This window comes from Pseudomonas silensiensis (assembly GCF_050434865.1).
Classification (GTDB): Bacteria; Pseudomonadota; Gammaproteobacteria; order Pseudomonadales; family Pseudomonadaceae; genus Aquipseudomonas; species Aquipseudomonas fluorescens_W.
In genome coordinates this window covers 385450-408688 of record NZ_JBNDJH010000001.1, presented here as the reverse complement: position 1 = coordinate 408688, position 23239 = coordinate 385450, and the positions used below count along the sequence as shown (strand labels likewise).

The window sequence follows — 23239 nt, the reverse complement described above, 5'->3', positions numbered from 1 at the left end:
CCAGCGTAGACACCTACTCGCCCATAAAATCCCTCTTGAAAAGCGCGATGAATAGCTAGCTATTTGTTGACGAAAGTCTGAAGTATTCATTTGAGTTTTCAGATTCTTCCACCCCGCCGCCTACGCCTAACATCGGCTCCACAGCGAACCAGCCTCGGCAGCGCTTAGTGGGCCCCATCAGGCAGAGACCCGGCTCAAAAATCCTCTGCCATTGCTGGCCCTTGATCGCCGACTGGCTTTGTCGAAGTGCTTTTGCAACAGGCCCGAGAATTTTTGAGGATTGCCGATGAAGCTGGAAATTTTCCGCACGCTGTGGGGTTACACCGCCAGCAAGGCCCAGGCGCTTGAAGAGCTGCTGCAGGCGGGCTTTGATGGAATGGAAGCGCGTCTGCCACTGGACGCCCGTGAACGGGCTGAGTTCGCGGCCTTTCTCCAAGCCAATCGCCTGGGTTATATCAGCACCGTCTTCACGGCATACGATGTGCTGCCGGAGCAGTCGGCGACCCCTGCCGTTCACCTCAATGACCTCGATCAGAAACTCGCCTGGGCCGCCGAGCTCGGCCCACGTTTCGTCAACGTGCTGGCGGGCAATGATCGCTGGTCCTTGCCACAACAAGTGGAGTTCTTCGGTCAGGCACTGGAACTGGCGCGCAAGCACGGTCAGGTCTGCAGTTTCGAAACCCACCGCTCGCGTTCGCTGTTCAACCCTTGGGTGACCCTGGAGTTGATCCGGCAACTGCCCGATCTGTTGTTCACCAGTGACATCAGCCATTGGGTCGTGACCTGCGAGCGTCTGTTGAATGACCCGGCCGATGATCTGAGCGCTTTCATCGAGCGGGTTCACCACATCCAGGCACGGGTCGGTTACGACCAGGGCCCGCAGGTTCCGCACCCGGCGGCTCCCGAATATGCAAAAGAACTGGCTTTCCATCAGCAGCACTGGGAAAGCATCTGGCGCTCGCAGCAAGCCCGCGGTTACCAGGTCAGCACCCTGACCCCGGAATTCGGCGCCGACGGCTACCTGCATCATTTGCCCTTCACCAATGTCCCGGTCGCCGACCTGTGGTCATTGAACGTGTGGATGGGCCAGACCGAGCGCGAACACTTCGAGCGTTTCCACCACTCAAGCCATCCTTAGGGAGCCGATGCGTCATGCCTGACAATAAAAACAACAGCGCCAGCACTGACACACACAAAGCCAACTTCAATAGCATCCCGGTGGTCGACATCGCCGGTCTGTTCAGCGTCGAACTGGAACAACGCTTGGCCGTGGCCGAACAATTGGGGCGCGCCGCCAGCGAGGTCGGGTTCCTCTATATCACCCATCACGGTATCGACCCGCAACTGATCGCCAACCTGCGCAAGGCGGCCAAGGACTTTTTCGACCAACCCTTCGACACCAAGATGCGGCATTACATCGGCACCTCGCAAACTCACAAGGGCTTTGTACCCGAAGGCGAAGAGGTCTATTCCAAAGGCAAGCCGGACCACAAGGAAGCCTTCGACGTCGGCTTCGAAGTCCCGGCCGATGACCCGCTGGTGCTGGCCAACACCCCGTTGCTGGGGCCCAACGACTGGCCGCAGCTGCCGGATTTCAAGGCGTCGGTGCAGGCCTACTATGAAGCGATCTTCGCCTTGGGCCGGCGTTTGTTCGGCGGCTTTGCCCTGACCCTGGGCCTGGAAGAAAACTACTTCGACAGCCTGGTCACCCGCCCGCCGTCCAAGCTGCGCCTGATCCACTATCCCTTCGACGGTGCCGCCCATGACGCACCGGGTCTTGGCGCCCATACTGATTATGAGTGCTTCACCATCCTCCTGGCCGACAAACCAGGCCTTGAGGTGATGAACAACCTCGGAGAATGGATCGATGCACCACCGCTTGCCGATGCCTTTGTGGTCAACATCGGCGACATGCTGGAAGTGATGACGGCAGGCGCATTCGTTGCCACGGCGCACCGGGTGCGGAGCGTGAAGGAGGAGCGTTATTCCTTTCCGCTGTTTTATGCCTGCGACTATCACACCCAGATCAAACCGTTGCCCGGGTTCGCCCAGGGAGGTAACGACTACGAAGAAATCACGATCGGCGAACACATGTATGGCCAGGCACTGCAGACCTATCAGTATCTGCGGCAGAGGGTGGCCAATGGGGACGTTCAACTGCCAGGCAAGGCACGCAAGCCCGCCAGTTTCGGACATTTGAAAAATCAGGCTCAACCGTCCTGATTGAAGTTTTCAGTTTCCCCTTACCTACGCCGGAGTCAGTAAAAATGAAAAACAATAAAAAAAACCTGTTGAGCTTGGCTGTATTGGCAGCCGGTATGCTCGGTGCCTCGTTGAGCATGGCCGCATCAGACACGTTCAAGGTCGGCATGGAAATCACCTACCCACCCTTCGAGTCCTATGACAAAGACAAAAACGTGGTGGGTTCGGATCCCGAACTGGCAGCGGCCCTGGCCAAGCACATGAACGCCAAGGTGGAGTTCGTCGACACCAAGTTCCCGAGCCTGATCCTGGGCCTGAACTCCGCCAAATACGACGCGGTCATTTCCGGCATGTACATCACACCGGAGCGCCAGACTCAGGCCCAAACCATCGCCTATGCCAACACCGGTGCCGCGGTCATGGTGCCCAAGGGCAGCGAGATCAATGCGAAAAAACCGGAAGACCTGTGCGGCTTGAAACTGGGCCTGGAACAGGGCACCACCTGGGTCAAGGAGTTCAAGAAACTCTCCGATGACTACTGCGTGCCGAACAACAAAGGCGCCATCACCGTCAGCGAGTACCCCTCCGCACCCGAAGTGACCCAGGCCCTGTTGTCCAAAAACATCCAGGCCCAGGTTGAAATCGCTGGCGCTGCAAAAATGATCGCGGAAAAAACCAATGGCCGGGTCGTGATCACCACCGAACACCCGATCTATCAGCAAACCCTGGGTATCTTCGTCAAGAAAGGTAACGACGAAACCTACCAGGCCGTGCAAAAAGCCTTCGAGGAGACCAAAAAGAGCGGTGAGTACGCCGCTATTCTTAAGAAATATGGCTTGGAAGAACCGACTGCCCACTAAGAACGTGTCCTTGTAGTCTGGTCATCTGCCGCCCCTGCACCGGGGCGGCAGATCGAGGTGCCCTATGCAATTCGATTGGTCGTATTTCATCTCCCTGTTCTCCCTGCCGGACTTCTGGAAGGCCTGCGTCACGGTGGTCCAACTCAGTGCCCTGGCCTGGTTCCTCGGCATGCTGCTGGGCTTTGGCCTGGCCACGGCCAAGCTGTCCCAGTCGCCTTTAATGCGCATTCCCGCGGCGGTCTACATCTGGTTCTTCCGCAGCATCCCGTTGCTGGTGCTGGTGGTCTTTGTCTACAACTTGCCGCAATTGTTTCCCGGTAGCGGACCGATTCTGTCCAACCCCTTCTACTCTGGCTTGCTGGCCCTGGTGGTCACGGAAGCGGCTTACATGGCGGAGATCCACCGTGGTGGCCTGATCTCCGTGGCCAAGGGCCAGAAGGAAGCCGGCCGCGCGCTGGGTGTCGGCCTGTTCGGCATGCAGCGCTTGATCGTGATCCCCCAGGCTTTCCGTATCTCGCTGCCGACGCTGATCAATGAATACATCACGGTGGTCAAGCTGACGTCGCTGGTCTCGGTCATCTCCCTGACCGAAATCCTCACGGTTGGCCAACGCCTCTACGCCACCAACTTCCTGGTCATGGAAACCCTGGCGGCGGTGGGCGTGTATTACGTGCTGATCGTCACCGTGTTCGGCTTTTTCCTGCAGCGTCTGGAACGCTACCTGGACCTGAATTTCCGCAAGCCGCATACACTCGACGCCGCTGCCGTGGCCAAGCTCAAGGCCTGTGCCGAAGCCTTACCCGACATTGCGCGTAAAGCCGCGGCCAGCAACACGACGCCCATCCTGCAACTGAAGAACATCCAGAAGAGCTATGGCACGCACCAAGTGCTGATGGGTATCGATCTGAATGTCGAATACGGCCAGGTGATCTCGATCATTGGCCCATCCGGCTCCGGCAAAACTTCGCTGATCCGCACGGTCAACGGCCTGGAAAGCATCGATACAGGCGACATTCTGTTGTTCGGCGAAAAATTCATCGAAGCGTCGGACAAGCCCAACAGCGCCCGCCTGCGCAAAGGTGTGCGACACATTGGCATGGTGTTCCAGAGCTTCAATCTGTTCCCGCACCGCACCATTCTCGACAACGTCACGTTGGCGCCGCGTTACCACGGCATCCCGGGCGAGCTGAGCGAACACCGTGCTTATGCGCTGCTGGACAAAGTCGGCCTGCTCGCCCATGCCCACAAGTACCCGCACCAGCTCTCCGGCGGACAGCAACAGCGCGTGGCGATCGCTCGTGCCTTGGCCATGGAGCCGGACATCATGCTGTTCGACGAGCCTACGTCAGCGCTCGATCCAGAGCTGGTGGGCGATGTACTGAACGTCATACGCGACCTTGCCAGCGAAGGCATGACCATGATTATCGTCACCCACGAAATGGACTTTGCCATGTCGATTTCCGACAGGGTCGTCTTCATGGAGAACGGTAATATCCAGCTGGATGCTGCACCAGAAACCATACGCTGCGATGCCGAAGGAGAGAGAGTGCGGCGCTTCATGGGCATCAGTACTCGATCGCCAAACCTGCCTATCACTGCGAACCATGCGTGAGCATGGGTGCTGCAGTAGGCAAGCACTCTCTATGAGCTTCCTTCTTTCAGGAAAACACGCATGAATCTCGGAATAGCAGGACGCTGGGCGCTGGTATGCGCGGCCAGCAAAGGCCTGGGTAAAGCCTGCGCACAGGCACTCGTCAGCGAAGGCGTGAACGTGGTGATCACCGCGCGAGGCGAACAGACGCTGAATGAAACAGCCCGTCAGCTCAGAGCGATCAATCCTGAAGTGACTGTCATCGCCGTAGCCGGAGACATTTCAACGCCTGAGGGTCGCGCAGCAGCCCTCATGGCCCATGAGCATTTCGATATTTTGATCAACAACGCCGGAGGCCCTCCTCCCGGGGATTTCCGCGAATGGAACCGCGACGCCTGGGTCAAGGCGCTGGATACCAACATGCTCACCCCTATCGAGTTGATCAAGGCAACGGTAGACGGTATGGCGTCACGCGGATTTGGCCGAATCATCAACATCACATCGAGTGCCGTGAAGTCCCCCATCGAAAGCCTGGGCCTTTCCAATGGCGCGCGCAGTGGTCTGACCGGATTTATCGCAGGGCTTGCCCGACAGGAAAACATTGCCAGTCGCAATGTGACGATCAACAACCTGCAACCGGGCTCATTCGACACCGATCGACTGCGTGACAACCTGGTCGCTGCTGCCCAAGAGTCGGGGCAAGACAGTGAAGCATTCCTCGGCGAATGCCGCAGCGAAATTCCCGCTAAACGCTTCGGCTCACCCGAAGAATTCGGCGCCCTGTGCGCTTTCGTTTGCAGCAGCCATGCGGGCTACCTGACCGGGCAGAATTTGTTGATTGATGGAGGGGCCGTTCGCTCCAGCCAATAAAGACCGCAGGTGCTATGGGGCGGTAAACACTGCCCCGTAACCGTTCCAACCCTCCCCCCCTGATACCGCCCGGTAGTGCCTGATCTGCATGGCAAAGCGCGGCACAGACAACTCGTCAAACCACAAAACATCCCCACCTGCACGGCACTTAAATTAAGTGCCTGATTCCGACACCCTCTGCCGGCAGCCGACAAACGCATTCAATTTATTTTTTTACTCTCCACTGGCCCGACGCTCCTCGCTTCACGTCGGCCCAGTCAGTCCTACCACTGCCCCGCCATAGGCTCTAGCCGAGCGGACTATGGGTTGGGTTTAAGGAGAATAAAAATAATGAATCCAGGTTTTACATCATCACTCAACCACTTGCTCGATGCCGTCACCACAGGACAGCAGTGCGTCCCAGGCGTAGTCGCAGCAATCACCGGGCGAGACGGTTTGATCTACGAGGGTGCTTCAGGTCAACGGACGCTCGGTCAAGCCGGTGCAATGACGACCGACAGTGTCTTCGCCATGTTTTCCACGACTAAAGCGATAACCGCCACGGCGGTGCTTCAGCTGGTCGAGGAAGGCCGACTGGATCTCGATGCGCCTGCCAGGGACTATGTGCCGATGATCGGCGAACTGAAGGTGCTCGAAGGGTTTGACAGCGACGGCACCCCGCGGCTTCGAGCCCCTAAAAAACATATCACCACGCGGATGCTTCTGCTTCATACGGCAGGCCTGGGTTATGAATTCTTTAACGAAAACTACAACAGGCTCGTCCAGGAAGGTCGCCAGCCCAGCATCATCAGTGGGTCGTTGGCGGCACTTTTAACGCCCTTGCTGTTTGAGCCTGGCGAACAGTGGGAATACGGCTCCAACATGGATTGGGCCGGCCTGGTGGTCGAGGCCATTACCGGCAATCGTCTGGGTGACGTCATGCGACAGCGTATTTTCGAGCCTCTGGGCATGACCGATACCGCTTTTAGCATGACCGCATCGATGCTCCAGCGACGGGCTGGAATGCATCAGCGTGAAGAAGACGGATCACTGACCGCAGTCGAGGGCCCCCTCCTTCCAGAGGAACCGGAAGTGCACATGGGAGGCCATGGCCTGTTCTCGACAGTGAAGGATTATTGCCTGTTCATCCGGGCCTGGCTAAACGATGGACAGGGTGATCACGGACGAATCCTGAAGCCTGGGACGATTCGTTTTGCTGAAAAAAACGGGCTCGACAACCTGAAAATCAAAGCCCTTCCCTGCGTGATTCCGAGTATTTCCCACACTGCGGAATTCTTCCCCGGCATGCCAAAGTCATGGGCGTTGAGTTTCATGGTCAACGAACAAGACGCACCCACCGGTCGCCCTGCGGGCTCTTTGGCGTGGGCGGGGTTGGCCAATCTTTTCTATTGGATCGATCGCAAGAATGGCATCGGTGGTTTTTGGGCCACTCAGATATTGCCGTTCGTAGACCCTGTTTCGACCAATGGTTATCTGGATTTCGAAACGGCGGCCTACCGCAATCTGAACACCTGACTCCGTACCTGATTCGATTCGCATGAGAGCCCTCCAAGGGCTCCAGGCGATGGCGCAAGAAAACTATCCCTCTTCTGCGAAAACAATAAAAACAAAACAGGTGACTCATGGAGATCTCCACACGTACCCCTGCGCGCGCTCGATCCACAAAATGCGCATTTGACACGGCAACAATCAGTGCTGGCTTCCTGCTGGCGACTCTGGCGGGCAACGCCCAAGCCATCGATGTGGACGCCGGCGAATACACCGCTGCGCTGCCGGCCGGCAGCAATATTGGCTTGCTTTACCTCCAGCATGCCGAGCGGCGGGCGCTTTACAGTGATGGTCACAAGGTTGGGATCAAAGCGGGACTCGACTCGGACATCGGCATCTTGCGCGTCGCGAATTACCAGCAGCTGGGTGACTACACGATCAATACGCAGTTCCTGTTGCCATTCGGGCGTCTGGAAGGAACACGCGATAACGACGCGTTGGGACAAGCCAATGGCACGGGCGACTTGATTCTGGCGTCCACCCTGTGGCTCGTGAATGATCCGGCGAAGAACCGTTACTGGGGCATAGCGCCCTACCTGTTCGTGCCGACCGGTAGCTATGACCGAAACGATGCACTAAACCTTGGCGAGAATCGTTGGAAGATGACATTGCAGACGGGCTATGTGACCGGCCTCACTGACAATTTGTCTCTGGACCTCACCGCCGATGTGACCCTGTTTGGCAAAAATGACGACCTCACGAGTCAAAGCCTGACGTTACGCCAGAAGCCGCTATGGCAAGCCCAGACGTACCTGAGATACGCCGTGACGCCCAAGCTGTCGGTGCATGTCGGTGCGTCTCAACTCTGGGGGGGTGAGACGCGCATTGACGGTCAGGATCAGGACGATGAACCCAACACCAGCAAGTACCGTGTCGGGGGATCGTACTGGATGACCCCCACGTTCCAGGCCCTGCTCAATTACGGCCAAGACGTATCGGTCGACAACGGCTTCAAGGAAAAGCAGCGGGTTAACCTACGGCTGTTGTGGGTGTTCTGACCCACAGCAAGTGGTTGGCTTCCCGGGCACCGAGAGTGAGTCAGACGTCACTCTCGGTGCCCTTTCCTGCCTCGCATCGCTAGCGCAGTCGGCGCTGCAAGGTTTGGGAGGGTAATTCACTGAAACGCTTGCGATAGATTCCCGCAAATTCACCCAGGTTCAGATACCCCCACCGAAAGGCAATGGCGGAAACAGTCGTACCCGACGCCGGATCCGTTGCCAACAAATCCCGGCGCACACCCTGCAACCGCTGCTCGCGCAAGAACGCACCGGGCGTCATGCCGCGAAAACGCGAGAAGGCCCCACTCAATGCCCGCACACTGGTCCCAACGGCACTGGCAACCTCTGCCATCGTCGGCAGGCACGCTGCATTGGCACTCATGAACTCTTCAGCGGCCCGGACATAACGCGGTGCAATCCGGTTCATTGGACTATTGAAATCAAGCCCTGCTTGCGCGGCGCGGGCCGCCCACTCTCGCAATAAATGAACGCAAAGACTTTGCTCCAGATGAGCCCCCAGACGTCCTTCAGCCATGTGTTCGGAAGCCTCGGCCACACAACGAACCGTGTACTCCAGCAGACTTAGCCAGCTCGAACCGACTCCACCGATGACGCACTTGTGTCTCCAGAACTGATCATCGGGCACGAACCCAAACCACTGCTGCGCCATCCGCTCCAAGACTGCATGAGGAATGGTCAGATTCAATTGCAAGTGCTCCGGGTCGAGGTCGATCCGGTAATCGACACGACTGCAATTGGCAATGAAGGATTCACCTACCGCCGTATCCTCGGTGACCGAACGCTGAGCCCAGTGCCGGGCATTACCGCGAATGGTCGTAAGCAGTAATGCATTCCCCGCCTCGGGCGAAAATTCATCGACGCTCACACCAACGCCATAGGCAAAACGAGTCAGCGTCAACTCGCCAATCCTGGATGAATGCATGGTTGCGCGCGGCTTGATGGCATGCCCTATGGGGGACACACGATAGGGCATGTAAACGCGATCCGACCAGTCGCTGATTTCATCCCAATCGGTTGAAAAAATTTTGTGCTGCTGACGTATCGGTTTGCCGCTGACATCGGTTAACAACGCATGGTCGAGACGCATGGAGACACCTGTTTTTATTATTTTAGGGTGAACCGCTGATCAGAGTAGCAACCTCAGGGCGACGGCAAGTAGGCCATCGCTTGCGACTCGCCCATCAGCAGCGGGCGATTGAGATCCGCGCAGGCGCGCAGGTAGTCGGCTACCAAAGTAATCCGTTTGAGCTTGCGCAGGTCCTCGCTGTAGTACATCCAGAACTGTCGAGTGACCTCCACCTCATCCGGCAGCACTTCGCACAGGCGCGGGTCGCGACCGGCGAGGAAGCAAGGCAGGATGGCCAGCGCACGCCCTTCCAGCGCCGCATGGTACTGGGAAACTACGCTGGTGCTGCGCAGGCGGCTGTGCGCGCCGGGAAGCAGATCGTTCAGGTAGAGCAGCTTGAAGCTGAAGGCCAGATCCTCGACGTAGGTCACGAAGGGGTGACCGGCCAGATCCTCGCGACTGGCAATCGGCGAATGATTGGCCAGGTACTCCGGTGTCGCATACAGACGCAGTCGGTAGTCGCACAGCCGCGAGCACACGTACGGACCGCGCTCAGGCCGCTCCAGGGTGATGGCGATGTCTGCCTCGCGCCGTGACAGGTTGACGAAGTGCGGGACCGGCAGGATGTCCACGGAGATATGCGGGTAGTGGATGATGAAGTGGCTCATCTGCGTGGTGATGAAACAGGAGCCGAAAGCTTCGGTACAGCCGATGCGCAGGTGCCCGGCGAGCCCCCCGGTGGTTCCGGAAACCTGTTCGCAGGCTGCCAGCAGCGTACTTTCCAGCGTTTCGGCGTGACTGACCAGGCGCTGCCCCTCGACAGTCATGACAAAACCCGACGCTCGGGACTTCTCGAAAAGCAACGCGCCAAGGCTTTGCTCAAGGGCTCGGATGCGCCGCGACACCGTGGTGTAGTCCACCCCCAAACGACGTGCTGCGCCACTCGCGGTGTGAGCACGGGCGACCTCGAGAAAGAAGCGCATATCGTCCCAATTCACATGACTTTGGGTTGTGCGTTTTTGCATATTCATCAGGCTTTTCTGCCAATACATATTGGAAATTAGCCAACATATACTCGCATTCAGCCTGGTTTGACCAGCATCGTTTCTCAACCGGAAACGCCCAATTTTCAATCAGGGCTGACGGCATGAATGCAGGAAAAAAACACTGCTTTCAAGCCGAAACAGGCAGCTGTGCGACAGCGCAACCACTGCCACATTCGGACCCGTCGAGAGCTCATAGGCGGGTTCCCTGTCGGCACCTGACCGGTGCCATTTCAACATCCCTCGCCTCCGGAAGATCGCAAGGGCAGATACGACTCCAGCAGCATTCAGGTGACGCTCCGCTTCGGGACGTCGCCCGGGTACCCGTACGCCCCTCAAAAGGCCGACATACAACAACAATTAGAAGCGGAGCCTCATCATGACGACTGACCATCCGAACCACGCCCAGACCTGCGCCCAGGTCAGGGCCAATCCCAAGTTCCAGCGACTCACCCGCCAGCGCGCGCTGCTGGCCTGGTCACTGAGCGCCGCGGTCCTGGCTGTCTATTACAGCTTCATCATGGTAGTGGCCTTCGCACCTGCCTGGCTGCACCTGCCACTGTACGACGGCAGTCATCTCAGCCTCGGCATGCCGATCGGCGTGGCAATTATCCTGCTGTCCTGGCTGCTTACCGCCTGGTACGTGAACACCGCCAACACCCGTTTCGACGCGCTCAGCGCGCAGATCCTCCTGGAGACCCGCGCATGAAACGCCTACTCGCCCTTCTCGCCCTAAGCCCCCTGCTGGCCAACGCCGCAACTATCACCGCGGAGAAGCAACCGCTCAATGTGCATGCCATCGGCATGTTCTTCGTCTTCGTCCTTGCCACCTTGCTGATCACTTGGTGGGCATCCCGTCGCACGCACTCCGCCGCCGACTTCTACAGCGCCGGTGGCGGTATCACGGGTTTTCAGAATGGCCTCGCGATCGCTGGTGACTACATGTCGGCGGCCACTTTGCTGGGTCTCTCGAGCCTGGTGTTCGCCAAGGGCTATGACGGTTTCATCTATATCATTGGCTTCTTCGTCGGCTGGCCCATCGTCACCTTCCTGATGGCCGAGCGCCTGCGCAACCTGGGTCGCTACACTTTCGCCGACATCGTCTCCTTCCGCCTGGATCAAACTCGCGTGCGCAGCTTCGCCGCCCTCGGCTCGCTGACGGTGGTGTGTTGCTACCTGGTGGTGCAGATGGTCGGTGCCGGTCAGTTGATCAAGCTGCTGTTCGGTCTCGACTACCGCACGGCGGTGGTGGTGGTCGGCCTGCTGATGCTGGTCTACGTGATCTTCGGCGGCATGCTCGCCACCACCTGGGTGCAGATCACCAAGGCGGTCCTGCTGCTGGCCGGCGGCACTACCTTGATGCTGCTGGCCCTGAGTCGCTTCGGCTTCAGCTTCGAGACGCTGGCCGCCCAAGCCGTGGCGGTGCATGCCAGCGGCGTGCAGATTATGGGCCCGGGCACCTTGCTGGCCGACCCGATCAACGCGGTGTCACTGTCACTCGGCCTGGTCTTCGGCATCGCCGGCCTGCCGCACATCCTGATGCGTTTCTTCACCGTGCCCAATGCCAAGGAGGCGCGCAAATCGGTGCTCTTCGCCACGGTGTTCATCGGCTTTTTCTTCCTGGTGGTCTGCATCCTGGGCTACACCGCCATTGTCATCGTCGGCACAGACCCGCAGTACTATGTCGACGGTAAGCTCGGCGGCGCCATGATCGGCGGCGGCAACATGGTGGCCATGCACCTGGCCAAGGCAGTGGGTGGCAACCTGTTTCTCGGATTCCTCTCCGCCGTGGCCTTCGCCACCATTCTTGCTGTGGTGGCCGGCCTGGCACTGGCTGGCGCCTCGGCCATCTCTCACGACCTTTATGCCTCGGTATTGAAGAAGGGCAAGGCCGACGAGAAGCAGGAAATGCGCGTTTCGCGCATCGCCACTGTCGGTCTGGGCATCGTCGCGATTTCCCTCGGCATTCTGTTCGAGGGCCAGAACATCGCCTTCCTGGTCGGCCTGACGTTTGGCATCGCGGCTTCTGCGAATTTCCCGGTATTGATCATGGCCATGTACTGGGGCGGCTTGACCACCCGTGGCGCCCTCTATGGCGGTTTGACTGGCCTGATCAGCGCCCTGGCCCTGGTCATCGGCTCGCCGTCGGTGTGGGTCGGCGTATTGGGCCATGCCCAGGCGATCTTCCCCTACGATCAGCCGGCACTGTTCTCCATGCCTTTGGCCTTCCTGGTCATCGTGGTGGCGTCCAAGCTGGACCGCAGCGAGCGCGCCGACCGCGAGCGCGCGGCCTATGCCGATCAGTTCGTCCGTGCCCAGACGGGCCTGGGCGCTGCCATGGCCAGCAGTCACTAACGCTGCAGCTTTCCGGGGTCAACAGCCCCGAGCGCGAGTCCGCTCCTTTGCTCGCGCTTTTTTACTCCCGCCCTGCGCCGCCCGGCGCGGGGCACCTTCAACGAGCCTCCCCTCCACTGGCCCCGGTCAGTGCGGGAACGGCTTGCTCAAAACAACACTGCTCATAACAACAAGAGAAAAGCAATGAAACCCACCCTGATCACCCTGTTCCTGGCAGGCAGCAGCCTTGCCACCCAAGCCCATGCGGACTTTGTCAAAGACAGCAAGGCCAGTCTTGAGCTGCGCAACTTCTATTTCAACCGTGACTATCGCCAGGACAACGCCGCCCAATCCAAACAAGAGGAATGGGCCCAGGGTTTCCTGCTGCGCTACGAATCGGGCTTCACCGACGGTTTGATCGGTGTCGGTTTCGATGCCATCGGCCTGGTTGGCGTCAAGCTCGATTCCAGCCCGGATCGCGCAGGTTCCGGCCTGCTCAAACGTCACCGCGACACGAGCAAAGGGGCGCAGGATGAGTACGGCGAACTGGGCCTGACCGCCAAAGTGCGTGCCTCCAAAAGCACCCTGAAACTCGGCACGCTGTTGCCGAAACTGCCGACGATTCTGGCCAACGATTCACGGTTGCTGCCACAAACCTTCAAGGGCGGTCAGTTGACCTCGCTGGAACTCGAAGGCCTGACCGTGGATGCCGGGCGACTGACGCAGGTCAATCAGCGCGACTCCTCGGACTACGAGGACATGGGCATCACCCGCACCGGCGCCAAGGGCATCACCACCCGCCATGTCGACAGCGACAGCTTCGATTTCGCCAGCCTGAACTACAAATGGACCAGCAACCTCGCCACTGGCTACAGCTACGGCCATCTCGACAACTTCTACAGTCAGCACCTGGTCAACCTGACCTACGTGTTGCCAGTCACAACCGGGCAATCGCTGAAGACGGATCTGCGTTTCGCCCGCTCCACGGACGATGGCGGCAGCAATGTCGATAACAATGCGATTGGCGCGATGTTCACCTACAACCTCGGCGGGCATGCGTTCGGCCTGGGTTATCAAGGCATGAGCGGCGACACCGGCTACGCCTACGTCAACGGCACTGATGCCTTCCTGGTGAACTTCGTACAGATCGGCGACTTCGCCAGCAAGGACGAAAAGTCCTGGCAAGCGCGTTACGACTACAACTTTGCCGCCATCGGCGTACCGGGGCTGACCTTCATGACCCGCTACCTCACCGGCGACAATATCGATCTGGGCGGCAATCGCCCGGAAGGCAAGGAATGGGAACGTGATACCGACATCGGTTATGTCGTGCAGAGCGGGCCGCTGAAAAATGTCGGGGTGAAATGGCGTAACGCGACAGTGCGCTCGACCAACTTCGGCAGCGACCTGGATGAAAACCGCCTGATCCTCAGCTACACCTTACCGATCTGGTAAATCCTCCCGCCAGGCGGGGCCACTCGCGTCGCCTGACGGTGCGAGTGGCCTCAAATCCAACGCACCAGATCTATGATTTTTTTGCACAACGCACCGGTTTTTATGAGCATTTTTAATTGATTTTTGCATGCCTATACTGGGCTCAACAGCCTGGTCATGAACCGGGCCAGACCCAACAAAAACAAACAAGGGCATACACCGTGAAGACATCCATGCTTGCCGCCGTCTCCCCGCTCTCAGGTACCTCCACGCGTCTTGTACGCATTGCTGCCCGCAGCGAAGCCCCCCTCGCCGCCTGACCCTCCCGTACCTGTAACCGCGCCGATCGTCACCACGATCGATGGAGACTCCAATGAACAGCAACTGCCAACCCTTCCTCGCCGCTCGAGACTTCCTGCTGGCCCACCGTACCGATTACGCCACTGCCGTGCGTGACTTCCGCTGGCCGCAACTGAACGAGTTCAACTGGGCACTCGATTACTTCGATGCCATGGCCGAGGGCAACCAGGCCAACGCCCTGTGGATCGTCGAAGAAGACGGCAGCGAACAGCGCTACAGCTTCCAGCAACTGGCTTCGCGCTCCAATCAGGTGGCCAACCACTTGCGTGCCCTCGGCGTGCGCCGCGGCGAGCGCATCCTGCTGATGCTCGGCAACGACGTGGCCCTGTGGGAAACCATGCTGGCCGCCTTCAAGCTTGGCGCCGTGGTGATCCCCGCCACCGCCCTGCTGACACCCGATGACCTGGGCGACCGCATCGAGCGCGGCCAGGTTCGTCACCTGGTGGTCGGCAGCGCCCATGTCGACAAGTTCGTCGGCCTGGGAGAAGGCTGCAGCCGCATCTGCGTCGGCCCGGCCCCCGCCGGCTGGACCCCGCACAGCGCCGCCAGCGAATATTCCGAGCAGTTCGAAGTCGAGGGCCGCACGCTGGCCACCGACCCGATGCTGCTGTACTTCACCTCCGGCACCACCTCCAAGCCAAAGATGGTGCTGCACAGCCACCAGAGCTACCCGGTCGGCCACCTGTCGACCATGTACTGGATCGGCCTGCAGCCGGGCGACCTGCACTTGAACATCTCGTCACCGGGCTGGGCCAAACATGCCTGGAGCTGCCTCTTCGCACCGTGGAACGCCGGCGCCTGCATCTTCATCCACAACGTCGCGCGCTTCAGTGCCCCGGCCCTGCTTGGCGCACTGGAACGCTACGGCGTCACCAGCCTGTGCGCCCCGCCCACCGTGTGGCGCATGCTGATTCAGGAGGACCTGGCCAGTTACAAGGGGCGCTTGAACCTGCGCGAACTGGTGGGTGCCGGAGAGCCACTGAACCCGGAGATCATCGAGCAGATCCTGCATGCCTGGGACTTGCCGCTGCGTGATGGTTTCGGTCAGTCGGAAACCACCGCCCTGGTCGGCAACACGCCCGGCCAACTGCTCAAGCCCGGGTCCATGGGCCGCCCACTGCCGGGCTACCGGGTGACCATGCTCGACCCCGACGGGGTGCCGGGCAACGAGGGTGAAGTGGCCCTGCCACTGGACGTGCGTCCACTCGGCCTGATGTTGTGCTACGAGGACAGCCCGGAAAAAACCGCCGAAGTAATGCGTGACGGCTTCTACCGCACCGGCGACACCGCGCAGATCGACGAGGATGGCTACGTCACCTTTGTCGGCCGCGCCGACGATGTGTTCAAGGCCTCCGACTACCGCATCAGTCCCTTCGAGCTGGAGAGCGCACTGATCGAGCACCCGGCGGTGATGGAAGTGGCCGTGGTGCCAAGCCCTGACCCGCTACGCCTGGCCGTGCCCAAGGCGTTCCTGATCCTGGCCCATGACGAACCCGGCAGTGCCGAACTGGCCGGCAGCATCCTCGCCTTCGCCCGCGAGCACCTGGCGCCCTACAAGCGGGTGCGACGTATCGAATTCGTCAGCGAACTGCCCAAGACCATCTCCGGGAAGATCCGCCGGGTGGAACTACGGCAAATGGAAGTGCAGCGCCGCCAGAGCGATGCACGCGGCGCGCAAGAGTACTTCGAAGAAGACTTCCCGCAGCTCAAGGGCTGAACCCGGGCCGGTACGCCGGCCCCACCTGAATTCAAATCCGACCGCTCGGCCACCCAGGCCGAGTGGCTTAACTCGACCCAAAGAAAGTAGGCAGAACTGAAAATGACCTCTTCCAGCATTCCAAGCGTCAAGCTTCTCATCAACGGCGAATTCGTCGAGTCACGCAGCACTCAGTGGCGCGACGTAGTCAACCCGGCCACCCAGGAAGTCCTGGCCCGCGTGCCCTTCGCCACCGCCGAGGAAATGGACGCCGCCGTGGCCAGCGCCAAGGAAGCCTTCAAAACCTGGCGCAAGACTCCGATCGGCGCCCGCTCCCGGATCTTCTTCAAATACCAGCAACTGATTCGCGAGAACATCAAGGAACTGGCCGCCCTGCTCACCGCCGAACAGGGTAAAACCCTGCCGGATGCCGAAGGTGATGTGTTCCGCGGCCTGGAGGTGGTCGAACACGCCACCTCCATCGGCAACCTGCAGATGGGTGAATTGGCCAACAACGTCGCCAATGGCGTCGACACCTACACTTTGATGCAGCCGCTGGGCGTGTGCGCCGGCATCACCCCGTTCAACTTCCCGGCGATGATCCCGCTGTGGATGTTCCCGATGGCCATCGCCACCGGCAACACCTTCATCCTCAAGCCTTCCGAGCAAGACCCGCTGGTGACCATGCGCCTGGTGGAACTGGCAGTGGAAGCCGGTGTACCCAAGGGCGTGCTCAATGTCATCCACGGCGGCGTCGATGCGGTGAACCTGATTTGTGATCACCCGGACATCAAAGCGGTGTCCTTCGTCGGCTCGACCAAAGTCGGTACCCATGTCTACAACCGCGCCACCCAGAACGGCAAGCGTGCGCAGTGCATGATGGGCGCGAAGAACCACGCCATCGTCCTGCCCGATGCCAACAAGCAGCAGACGTTGAACAACCTGCTGGGCGCCTCTTTCGGCGCCGCCGGTCAACGCTGCATGGCCCTGCCGGTGGTGATTCTGGTGGGTGAAGCGCAGACCTGGCTGCCGGACCTGATCGAGCGGACCAAGACCCTCAAGATCAATGGCGGCACCGAGCCTGGCACGGACATCGGCCCGGTGATCTCCTGCGCGGCGCTGGATCGTGTCCACAGTCTGATTGCCAGCGGCATCGAAGAAGGCGCCAAGCTCGAACTGGATGGACGCAACCCTAGCGTGCCTGGCTACCAGGACGGCAACTTCGTCGGCCCGACCATCTTCTCCAGCGTCACGGCGCAAATGTCTGTGTACCGCGAAGAAATCTTCGGCCCGGTGCTGTGCGTCATGCACGCCGCCAGCCTGAGCGAGGCAATCGAGATCATCAACGCCAATCCGAATGGCAACGGCACCGCCCTGTTCACCCGCTCCGGCGCTGCCGCCCGTCACTTCCAGGAAGAAATCGACGTCGGCCAGGTGGGCATCAACGTGCCGATCCCGGTACCGGTCCCACTGTTCTCGTTCTCCGGTTCGCGCGCCTCCAAGCTCGGCGACCTGGGCCCTTACGGCAAACAAGTGGTGACCTTCTACACCCAGACCAAAACGGTCACCCAGCGCTGGTTCGACGAGGATGACACCGGCGGTTCGGTGAACACCACCATCACCCTGAAATGATCTGTGGCGAGGGGATTTATCCCCTCGCCACCACACGCAAAAGGTAACCATCATGCATATCGGATTTCTCGGCCTCGGCAACATGGGCGGCCCAATGGCCCGCAACCTGCTCAAGGCTGGCCACAGCCTGACCGTCTTCGATCCTTTCCCGCAGGCGGTCGCCGCCCTGGTGGAAGCTGGCGCCAGCGCCGCAGACTCACCCGCAGCCGTGGCCAAAGCCGGGGTTGAGGTGGTCATCACCATGCTGCCAACCGCCGATCATGTGAAGCAGGTCTATCGCGGCAAGGACGGCCTGCTGGCCAACATTGGCCAAGGCGTGCTGTTGATCGACAGTTCGACCATCGACCCGCTCAGTGCCCGCGAAGTCGCAAAATTTGCCCTGGCCCAAGGCAACCCGATGCTCGACGCACCGGTATCCGGTGGCACCGGCGGCGCGACGGCAGGCACCCTGACCTTTATGGTCGGCGGCCCGGTCAGCGTGTTCGACCAAGCCCTGCCGATCCTCTCGGCCATGGGCAGGAACATCGTGCACTGCGGCGGCGCAGGCAACGGCCAGGTGGCCAAGATCGCCAACAACATGCTGCTCGGCATCTCCATGGTCGGCGTTGCCGAGTCCATGGCCCTGGGTGTGGCCCTGGGTATGGACGCCAAGGTGCTGGCCGGTGTCATCGGCACTTCTACCGGTCGCTGCTGGAGTTCGGAGATCAACAATCCGTTCCCGGGCGTGCTGGAAAACGCTCCGGCCTCGCGTGGTTACAGTGGCGGCTTTGGTACCGACCTGATGCTCAAGGACCTCGGCCTCGCCACCGAAGCTGCGAAACATGTGCGCCAGCCGGTGGTGCTCGGTGCTGCCGCACAGCAGCTGTACCAGACCTTCAGCCTGCAAGGGAATGGCGGCCTGGATTTCTCCGCGATCATCAAACTGTTCCGTGGAGAAGCCTGAGCATGAGCGAGCAGCAAGCCCCGGTGCTGGCCAATGTGCGCAACCGCGTCGGCCACCTGACGCTGAATCGACCCGGCGCGTTGAACACCCTGGACCTGCCCATGGTGACACTGCTGTGCCGGCACCTGTGGGTCTGGGAACAGGACCCGGAGATTGTTGCCGTGACCATTCGTGGTGCCGGGGAAAAAGCCTTCTGCGCCGGGGGCGACATCCGCATGCTGTACGACAGTCACAAGGCCGGCGACGACCTGCACGAGGTGTTCCTCGAGGAAGAATACGCCCTTGACGAGTACCTGCATCGCTACCCCAAACCGGTATTGGCGCTGCTGGATGGTTATGTGTTGGGCGGCGGTATGGGCCTGGCCCAGGCCGCCTCGCTGCGGGTGATCACCGAGCGCACGCGGATGGGGATGCCGGAAGTCGGCATCGGTTTTTTCCCCGATGTCGGCGGCAGCTATTTCCTGCCGCGACTTCCCGGTGAGCTGGGTATCTATCTGGGCGTCACCGGTTGCCAGATACGTGCCGCCGACGCCCTCTATGCCAACCTGGCTGACTACTGCGTGCCCAGTGAGCAGTTGGCCGAACTGGATGCCGCGCTGGATCAGTTGAACTGGACCGGTGCTCCCGAGGAAGACCTGCAAGACCTGCTCGCCAGCATGGCCACCGAGCGTATTGCAGGATCGGAACTCAAGGCCTATCGCCAGGTGATCGATGAGTATTTTTCCCTGCCCGATGTGCCGGCCATTCGCACCGCCCTGCTGCGCGAACAACGTCCCGAGTTGCGCGACTGGGCCGAGCAGACGGCCAAATTGCTCGACAGCCGTTCGCCACTGGCGATGGCCGTGACCCTGGAGCTGCTGCGTCGCGGGCGTTACCTGAGCCTGGCCGACTGCTTTGCCCTGGAGTTGCACCTGGACTATCAGTGGTTCGACAAAGGCGACCTGATGGAGGGCGTGCGCGCCCTGATCATCGACAAGGATAAGACCCCACGCTGGAACCCACCCACCCTGGCGGAACTGGCACCACCGCGGGTGCAATCCTTTTTCAGCGGCTTCCGTCCGGCCTCTGCCAACCCCCTTCGCACCGCCTGACCGGCAGGAGACACCGCAATGCACGATATCGAATTGACCGAAGAACAACGCATGATCCGCGACATGGCGCGCGACTTTGCCCGCAGCGAAGTCGGCCCGCATGCCCAAGCCTGGGAGAAGGCCGGCTGGATCGATGACGCCGTGGTGGCGCAGATGGGTGAACTGGGCCTGCTGGGCATGGTAGTGCCGGACACGTGGGGTGGCAGCTACACCGACTATGTGGCCTACGCCCTGGCCGTGGAGGAAATCTCGGCCGGCGACGGTGCGCTCGGCGCATTGATGAGCATCCACAATTCAGTGGGCTGCGGCCCTCTGCTGAAATATGGCAGCCCGTCCCAGCAAGACCGCTGGTTGCCGCTTCTGGCCAGCGGCCAGGCCATCGGCTGCTTCTGCTTGACCGAGCCACAGGCCGGCACCGAAGCGCACAACTTGCGCACTCGCGCCGAACTGCGCGACGGTCAGTGGGTGCTCAACGGCGCCAAGCAGTTCGTCAGCAACGGCAGGCGTGCCAAGCTGGCCATCGTCTTTGCCGTCACTGATCCGGAGCTGGGCAAGAAGGGGCTGTCAGCCTTCCTGGTGCCGACCGACAACCCAGGATTCGTGGTCGACCGCAGCGAACACAAGATGGGTATCAAGGCCTCCGATACCTGCGCAGTGACCCTGAACAACTGCGTGATCCCCCAGGACCATTTGCTGGGCGAACGCGGCAAGGGCCTGGCGATTGCCCTGTCCAACCTGGAAGGTGGTCGCATCGGTATCGCCGCCCAGGCCTTGGGCATCGCCCGCGCCGCCTTCGAGGCCGCGCTGGGGTATGCCCGCGAACGCATCCAGTTCGGCAAGCCGATCATCGAACACCAGAGCGTCTCCAATTTGCTCGCCGACATGCACACCCGGCTCAATGCCACCCGACTGCTGGTGCTGCATGCCGCACGCCTGAAAAGCGCCGGGCAACCGTGCTTGTCAGAAGCCTCGCAGGCCAAGCTGTTCGCCTCTGAAATGGCCGAACGCGTGTGCTCCAGCGCGATGCAGATCCATGGTGGCTACGGCTATCTGGAGGACTACCCGGTGGAGCGCTACTACCGCGATGCGCGCATCACCCAGATCTACGAAGGCACCAGCGAGGTCCAGCGCCTGCTGATCGCCCGCGAACTGACCCACTACGCACTCTGAGCCCCTCCGGTCGGACGCGCCCGCTGCGTCCGGCTGCCCCCCCCTTTTTGCCACACCTTGTGGAGTCGCCCATGCTCGGTCTGCGTAATATTCCGATCAACCGTCGCCTGTGGTTGATCCTGCTGATGTCCATTTTGATGCTGCTGATTCTGGCCGGCCTGATGCTCAAGCAAAGCTATGACGACCTCTATGCCGCCAAGGCGCTGAAAACCCGCCACGTGGTCGAGACCACCAGTGGCATCCTGCGCCACTTCCAAAACCTGGAAGCTCAGGGGCTCAGTCGAGAGCAGGCGCAGCAACAGGCCAGCGCGGTGATACGTGACCTGCGCTACGACCACGAGGACTACTTCTTCCTCGAAGACCTCGACACCCGGATGGTCATGCACCCCAATCCCAAGCTCCAGGGCCAGCGCATGACCGGCACCCTCGACCCGGATGGCAAGGCGCTGTTCGACGAGATGGTGGCCGTGGCCAAACGCGACGGCTCCGGCCTGGTGAGTTACCGCTGGCCCAAGCCGGGTTCCGACGCGCCGGTGGAGAAGGTTTCCTACGTCGAACTGTTCAAACCCTGGGGCTGGATCGTCGGCTCGGGCATCTACGTCGACGATGTCAAAGTCGAGTTCCGCCGCCAACTGATACAGGCGATCGTCATCCTGATGACCATCGCCCTGCTGCTCAGTGCGCTGATCCTGCTGATTGCCCGCAGCATCGCCTCGCCACTGGCGCAGGTGGTCGACGCCATGGCGAACATCGCCAGCGGCGAGGCCGACCTGACCCGTAACCTGGACAGCCGCTGGCGCGACGAACTGACCGCGCTGAGCGGGCACTTCAACGTGTTCACCCACAAGCTGCGCACGGTGATCGGCGAGTCGATGCAGACCGCCGGCAACCTGGATCAGGCCTCGCAATCACTGGCCGGGATTGCCAGCGACAGCCAGCGCCACAGCCAGCAACAGTCCCAGCAGATGGAACTGGTGGCCACCGCCATTCACGAGGTGTCTTACGCCGTGCAGGAAGTGGCGAAGAACGCCGAACACGCCGCCAACGAAGTCCGCCAGGCCGATGAGCAGGCACGCCAGGGCCAGCACAACCTTGACAACAGCCTGAGCCAGATCGACCAGTTGTCCGAGACCATCGGCCAGGCTGTCGAGGTGATCCAGAGCCTGGCCCAGGAAAGCACCCAGATCGGCAGTGTGCTGGAAGTCATTCGTGCCATCGCCGAGCAGACCAACCTGTTGGCGCTGAATGCCGCCATTGAGGCGGCGCGCGCGGGAGAACAGGGCCGCGGCTTCGCCGTGGTCGCCGACGAGGTGCGCCTGCTGGCCCAGCGCACTCAGCAGTCCATCGCGCAGATCCAGGGCATGATCGAGCGCCTGCAGGGCAACTCGGAAGCGGCGGTGAAGGTCATCAACACCAGCAGCCAGGCCGCTCAACACACCGTGGAACAGGCCCGCCGAACAGGGGAAAGCCTGCACCAGATTCTCAGCGCGCTGCGCAATCTCACCGAACTGAACGCCTCGATCGCCAGCGCCACCCTGGAGCAGTCCCATGTGGTCGAGGACATCAACCAGAATGTCACCCGTGCCGCCTCGCTGGCCCACGACAATGCCCAGGCCGCAGGCCGCTCCAACGAGGCCAGCCAGGCATTGGGCCAACTGGCGGGTCAGCTCAATCGGCTGTTGGGGCAGTTTCGCGTATGAAGGGGATGGCGGCACCTGTCGAACCCTCGCGCTACCTGGAAACCCGCCACAAGGCGCTCGAGCTGTTTGCCCGGTGTGGTTTCAGCCGGGTCAGCATGCGCGACCTCGCCACTTATCTGGGGATCAATGTCGGCTCCATTTACAACCACATCGACAGCAAGGAAGCCCTGCTGTTCGAGCTGATCGAGGAACTCTACGAACAGTTGCTGCACGGCGCCAGCCTGGTGACTCGTCGCAAATCCGCACCGGCGCTACGTCTGCACGGCTTGCTTGAGGCGCACCTCCTGCTGCACGAGCGCATGGGGGCGCATTTCCGCCTGGCGGAGTACGACCTCCACTGTTTGAGCAGCGAACAGCAGGCCTTGATCCTGACCCTGCGCCGACGCTACGAGGAACACCTGGTGGAGGTTGTCGAACAGCTCACCGGTAAACCGACCAGTGCCACCCGGCGCGCCACCTTGAGCGGCATCGTCTCCCTCCTCAACCAACTGCCGGCCTGGGTTGGCGAGCCTCAGGCAAGCAAGAGCGCACGCCGCAAGCTGCTGCAAGACATGGTGATGAGTGCCCTGCAAGGCGCGTTGCAGGCGACTCATGCCTCAGGCTCAGAACGCTCGTCAAAGCAGTTCTAATGGCCGGACGCTGAACATAAATCTCACGCACAAAAAAAAGCCACTCATTGA

The 23239-nt window shown here is 60.6% G+C and carries 19 protein-coding genes and 1 pseudogene; 18 read left to right on the top strand and 2 right to left on the bottom strand.

Annotated elements, in window-relative coordinates; all coding sequences use genetic code 11:
* Nucleotides 1–286: 286 nt before the first annotated feature.
* From QF010_RS01765 to QF010_RS01735, 7 genes are all read left to right on the top strand, one after another.
* The gene (locus QF010_RS01765; protein WP_033062116.1) at nt 287–1138 is read left to right on the top strand and encodes a sugar phosphate isomerase/epimerase family protein; all 852 of its coding nucleotides are present in this window, start codon (nt 287–289) and stop codon (nt 1136–1138) included.
* A gap of 14 nt (nt 1139–1152) precedes the next feature.
* Complete coding sequence (locus QF010_RS01760) at nt 1153–2223, top strand: isopenicillin N synthase family dioxygenase (RefSeq protein WP_429532431.1); 1071 nt, start codon at nt 1153–1155, stop codon at nt 2221–2223.
* Nucleotides 2224–2267: 44 nt separating this feature from the next.
* The gene (locus QF010_RS01755) at nt 2268–3062 is read left to right on the top strand and encodes an ABC transporter substrate-binding protein (protein WP_429509662.1); all 795 of its coding nucleotides are present in this window, start codon (nt 2268–2270) and stop codon (nt 3060–3062) included.
* Between the two features lie 64 nt (nt 3063–3126).
* Nucleotides 3127–4674 (top strand): amino acid ABC transporter permease/ATP-binding protein, encoded by a 1548-nt coding sequence (locus QF010_RS01750; RefSeq protein WP_429532430.1) that lies wholly within the window; start codon nt 3127–3129, stop codon nt 4672–4674.
* Between the two features lie 60 nt (nt 4675–4734).
* A complete protein-coding gene (locus tag QF010_RS01745) occupies nt 4735–5523 on the top strand; it encodes an SDR family oxidoreductase (protein ID WP_429509660.1) in 789 nt (262 codons plus the stop codon).
* A gap of 330 nt (nt 5524–5853) precedes the next feature.
* On the top strand, nt 5854–7038 hold the full coding sequence (gene acmB, locus QF010_RS01740) for a methyl acetate hydrolase AcmB (protein ID WP_429509659.1): 1185 nt from the start codon (nt 5854–5856) through the stop codon (nt 7036–7038).
* A 107-nt stretch (nt 7039–7145) separates the two neighbouring features.
* A complete protein-coding gene (locus QF010_RS01735) occupies nt 7146–8069 on the top strand; it encodes a transporter (protein ID WP_429509658.1) in 924 nt (307 codons plus the stop codon).
* Nucleotides 8070–8148: 79 nt separating this feature from the next.
* Here QF010_RS01735 and QF010_RS01730 read toward each other — a convergent pair whose 3' ends face one another.
* On the bottom strand, nt 8149–9177 hold the full coding sequence (locus QF010_RS01730; RefSeq protein ID WP_429509657.1) for an AraC family transcriptional regulator: 1029 nt from the start codon (nt 9175–9177) through the stop codon (nt 8149–8151).
* 53 nt (nt 9178–9230) lie between these two features.
* The gene (locus QF010_RS01725; protein WP_033062215.1) at nt 9231–10181 is read right to left on the bottom strand and encodes a LysR family transcriptional regulator; all 951 of its coding nucleotides are present in this window, start codon (nt 10179–10181) and stop codon (nt 9231–9233) included.
* A 397-nt stretch (nt 10182–10578) separates the two neighbouring features.
* On the opposite strand from QF010_RS01725, the gene QF010_RS01720 reads away from it, so the two are divergent.
* From QF010_RS01720 to QF010_RS01670, 11 genes and pseudogenes are all read left to right on the top strand, one after another.
* Entirely contained in the window at nt 10579–10908 is a 330-nt protein-coding gene (locus QF010_RS01720) for a DUF485 domain-containing protein (RefSeq protein ID WP_008145786.1), read from the top strand.
* On the top strand, nt 10905–12554 hold the full coding sequence (locus QF010_RS01715; protein ID WP_008145787.1) for a cation acetate symporter: 1650 nt from the start codon (nt 10905–10907) through the stop codon (nt 12552–12554). The genes QF010_RS01720 and QF010_RS01715 overlap by 4 nt, the downstream gene beginning before the upstream one ends.
* Nucleotides 12555–12737: 183 nt before the next feature.
* Nucleotides 12738–13988, top strand: coding sequence for an OprD family porin (locus tag QF010_RS01710; RefSeq protein ID WP_429532429.1), 1251 nt, complete (start codon nt 12738–12740; stop codon nt 13986–13988).
* A 352-nt stretch (nt 13989–14340) separates the two neighbouring features.
* Nucleotides 14341–16044 (top strand): AMP-binding protein, encoded by a 1704-nt coding sequence (locus tag QF010_RS01705; protein ID WP_429532428.1) that lies wholly within the window; start codon nt 14341–14343, stop codon nt 16042–16044.
* Between the two features lie 102 nt (nt 16045–16146).
* Nucleotides 16147–17655 carry a CoA-acylating methylmalonate-semialdehyde dehydrogenase gene (locus tag QF010_RS01700; protein ID WP_429532427.1) on the top strand — a complete coding sequence of 503 codons (1509 nt, stop codon included), beginning with the start codon at nt 16147–16149 and terminating at the stop codon, nt 17653–17655.
* A gap of 52 nt (nt 17656–17707) precedes the next feature.
* Complete coding sequence (gene mmsB, locus QF010_RS01695) at nt 17708–18598, top strand: 3-hydroxyisobutyrate dehydrogenase (protein ID WP_033062103.1); 891 nt, start codon at nt 17708–17710, stop codon at nt 18596–18598.
* A 2-nt stretch (nt 18599–18600) separates the two neighbouring features.
* A complete protein-coding gene (locus tag QF010_RS01690) occupies nt 18601–19689 on the top strand; it encodes an enoyl-CoA hydratase/isomerase family protein (protein WP_429532426.1) in 1089 nt (362 codons plus the stop codon).
* Between the two features lie 18 nt (nt 19690–19707).
* The gene (locus tag QF010_RS01685; protein ID WP_429509652.1) at nt 19708–20859 is read left to right on the top strand and encodes an acyl-CoA dehydrogenase family protein; all 1152 of its coding nucleotides are present in this window, start codon (nt 19708–19710) and stop codon (nt 20857–20859) included.
* Nucleotides 20860–20930: 71 nt separating this feature from the next.
* Nucleotides 20931–21701: pseudogene (locus QF010_RS01680) on the top strand (cache domain-containing protein); the annotation flags it as partial.
* A 30-nt stretch (nt 21702–21731) separates the two neighbouring features.
* A complete protein-coding gene (locus QF010_RS01675; RefSeq protein ID WP_429532465.1) occupies nt 21732–22559 on the top strand; it encodes a methyl-accepting chemotaxis protein in 828 nt (275 codons plus the stop codon).
* On the top strand, nt 22556–23188 hold the full coding sequence (locus tag QF010_RS01670; RefSeq protein ID WP_429532425.1) for a TetR/AcrR family transcriptional regulator: 633 nt from the start codon (nt 22556–22558) through the stop codon (nt 23186–23188). The genes QF010_RS01675 and QF010_RS01670 overlap by 4 nt, the downstream gene beginning before the upstream one ends.
* Nucleotides 23189–23239 lie beyond the last annotated feature (51 nt).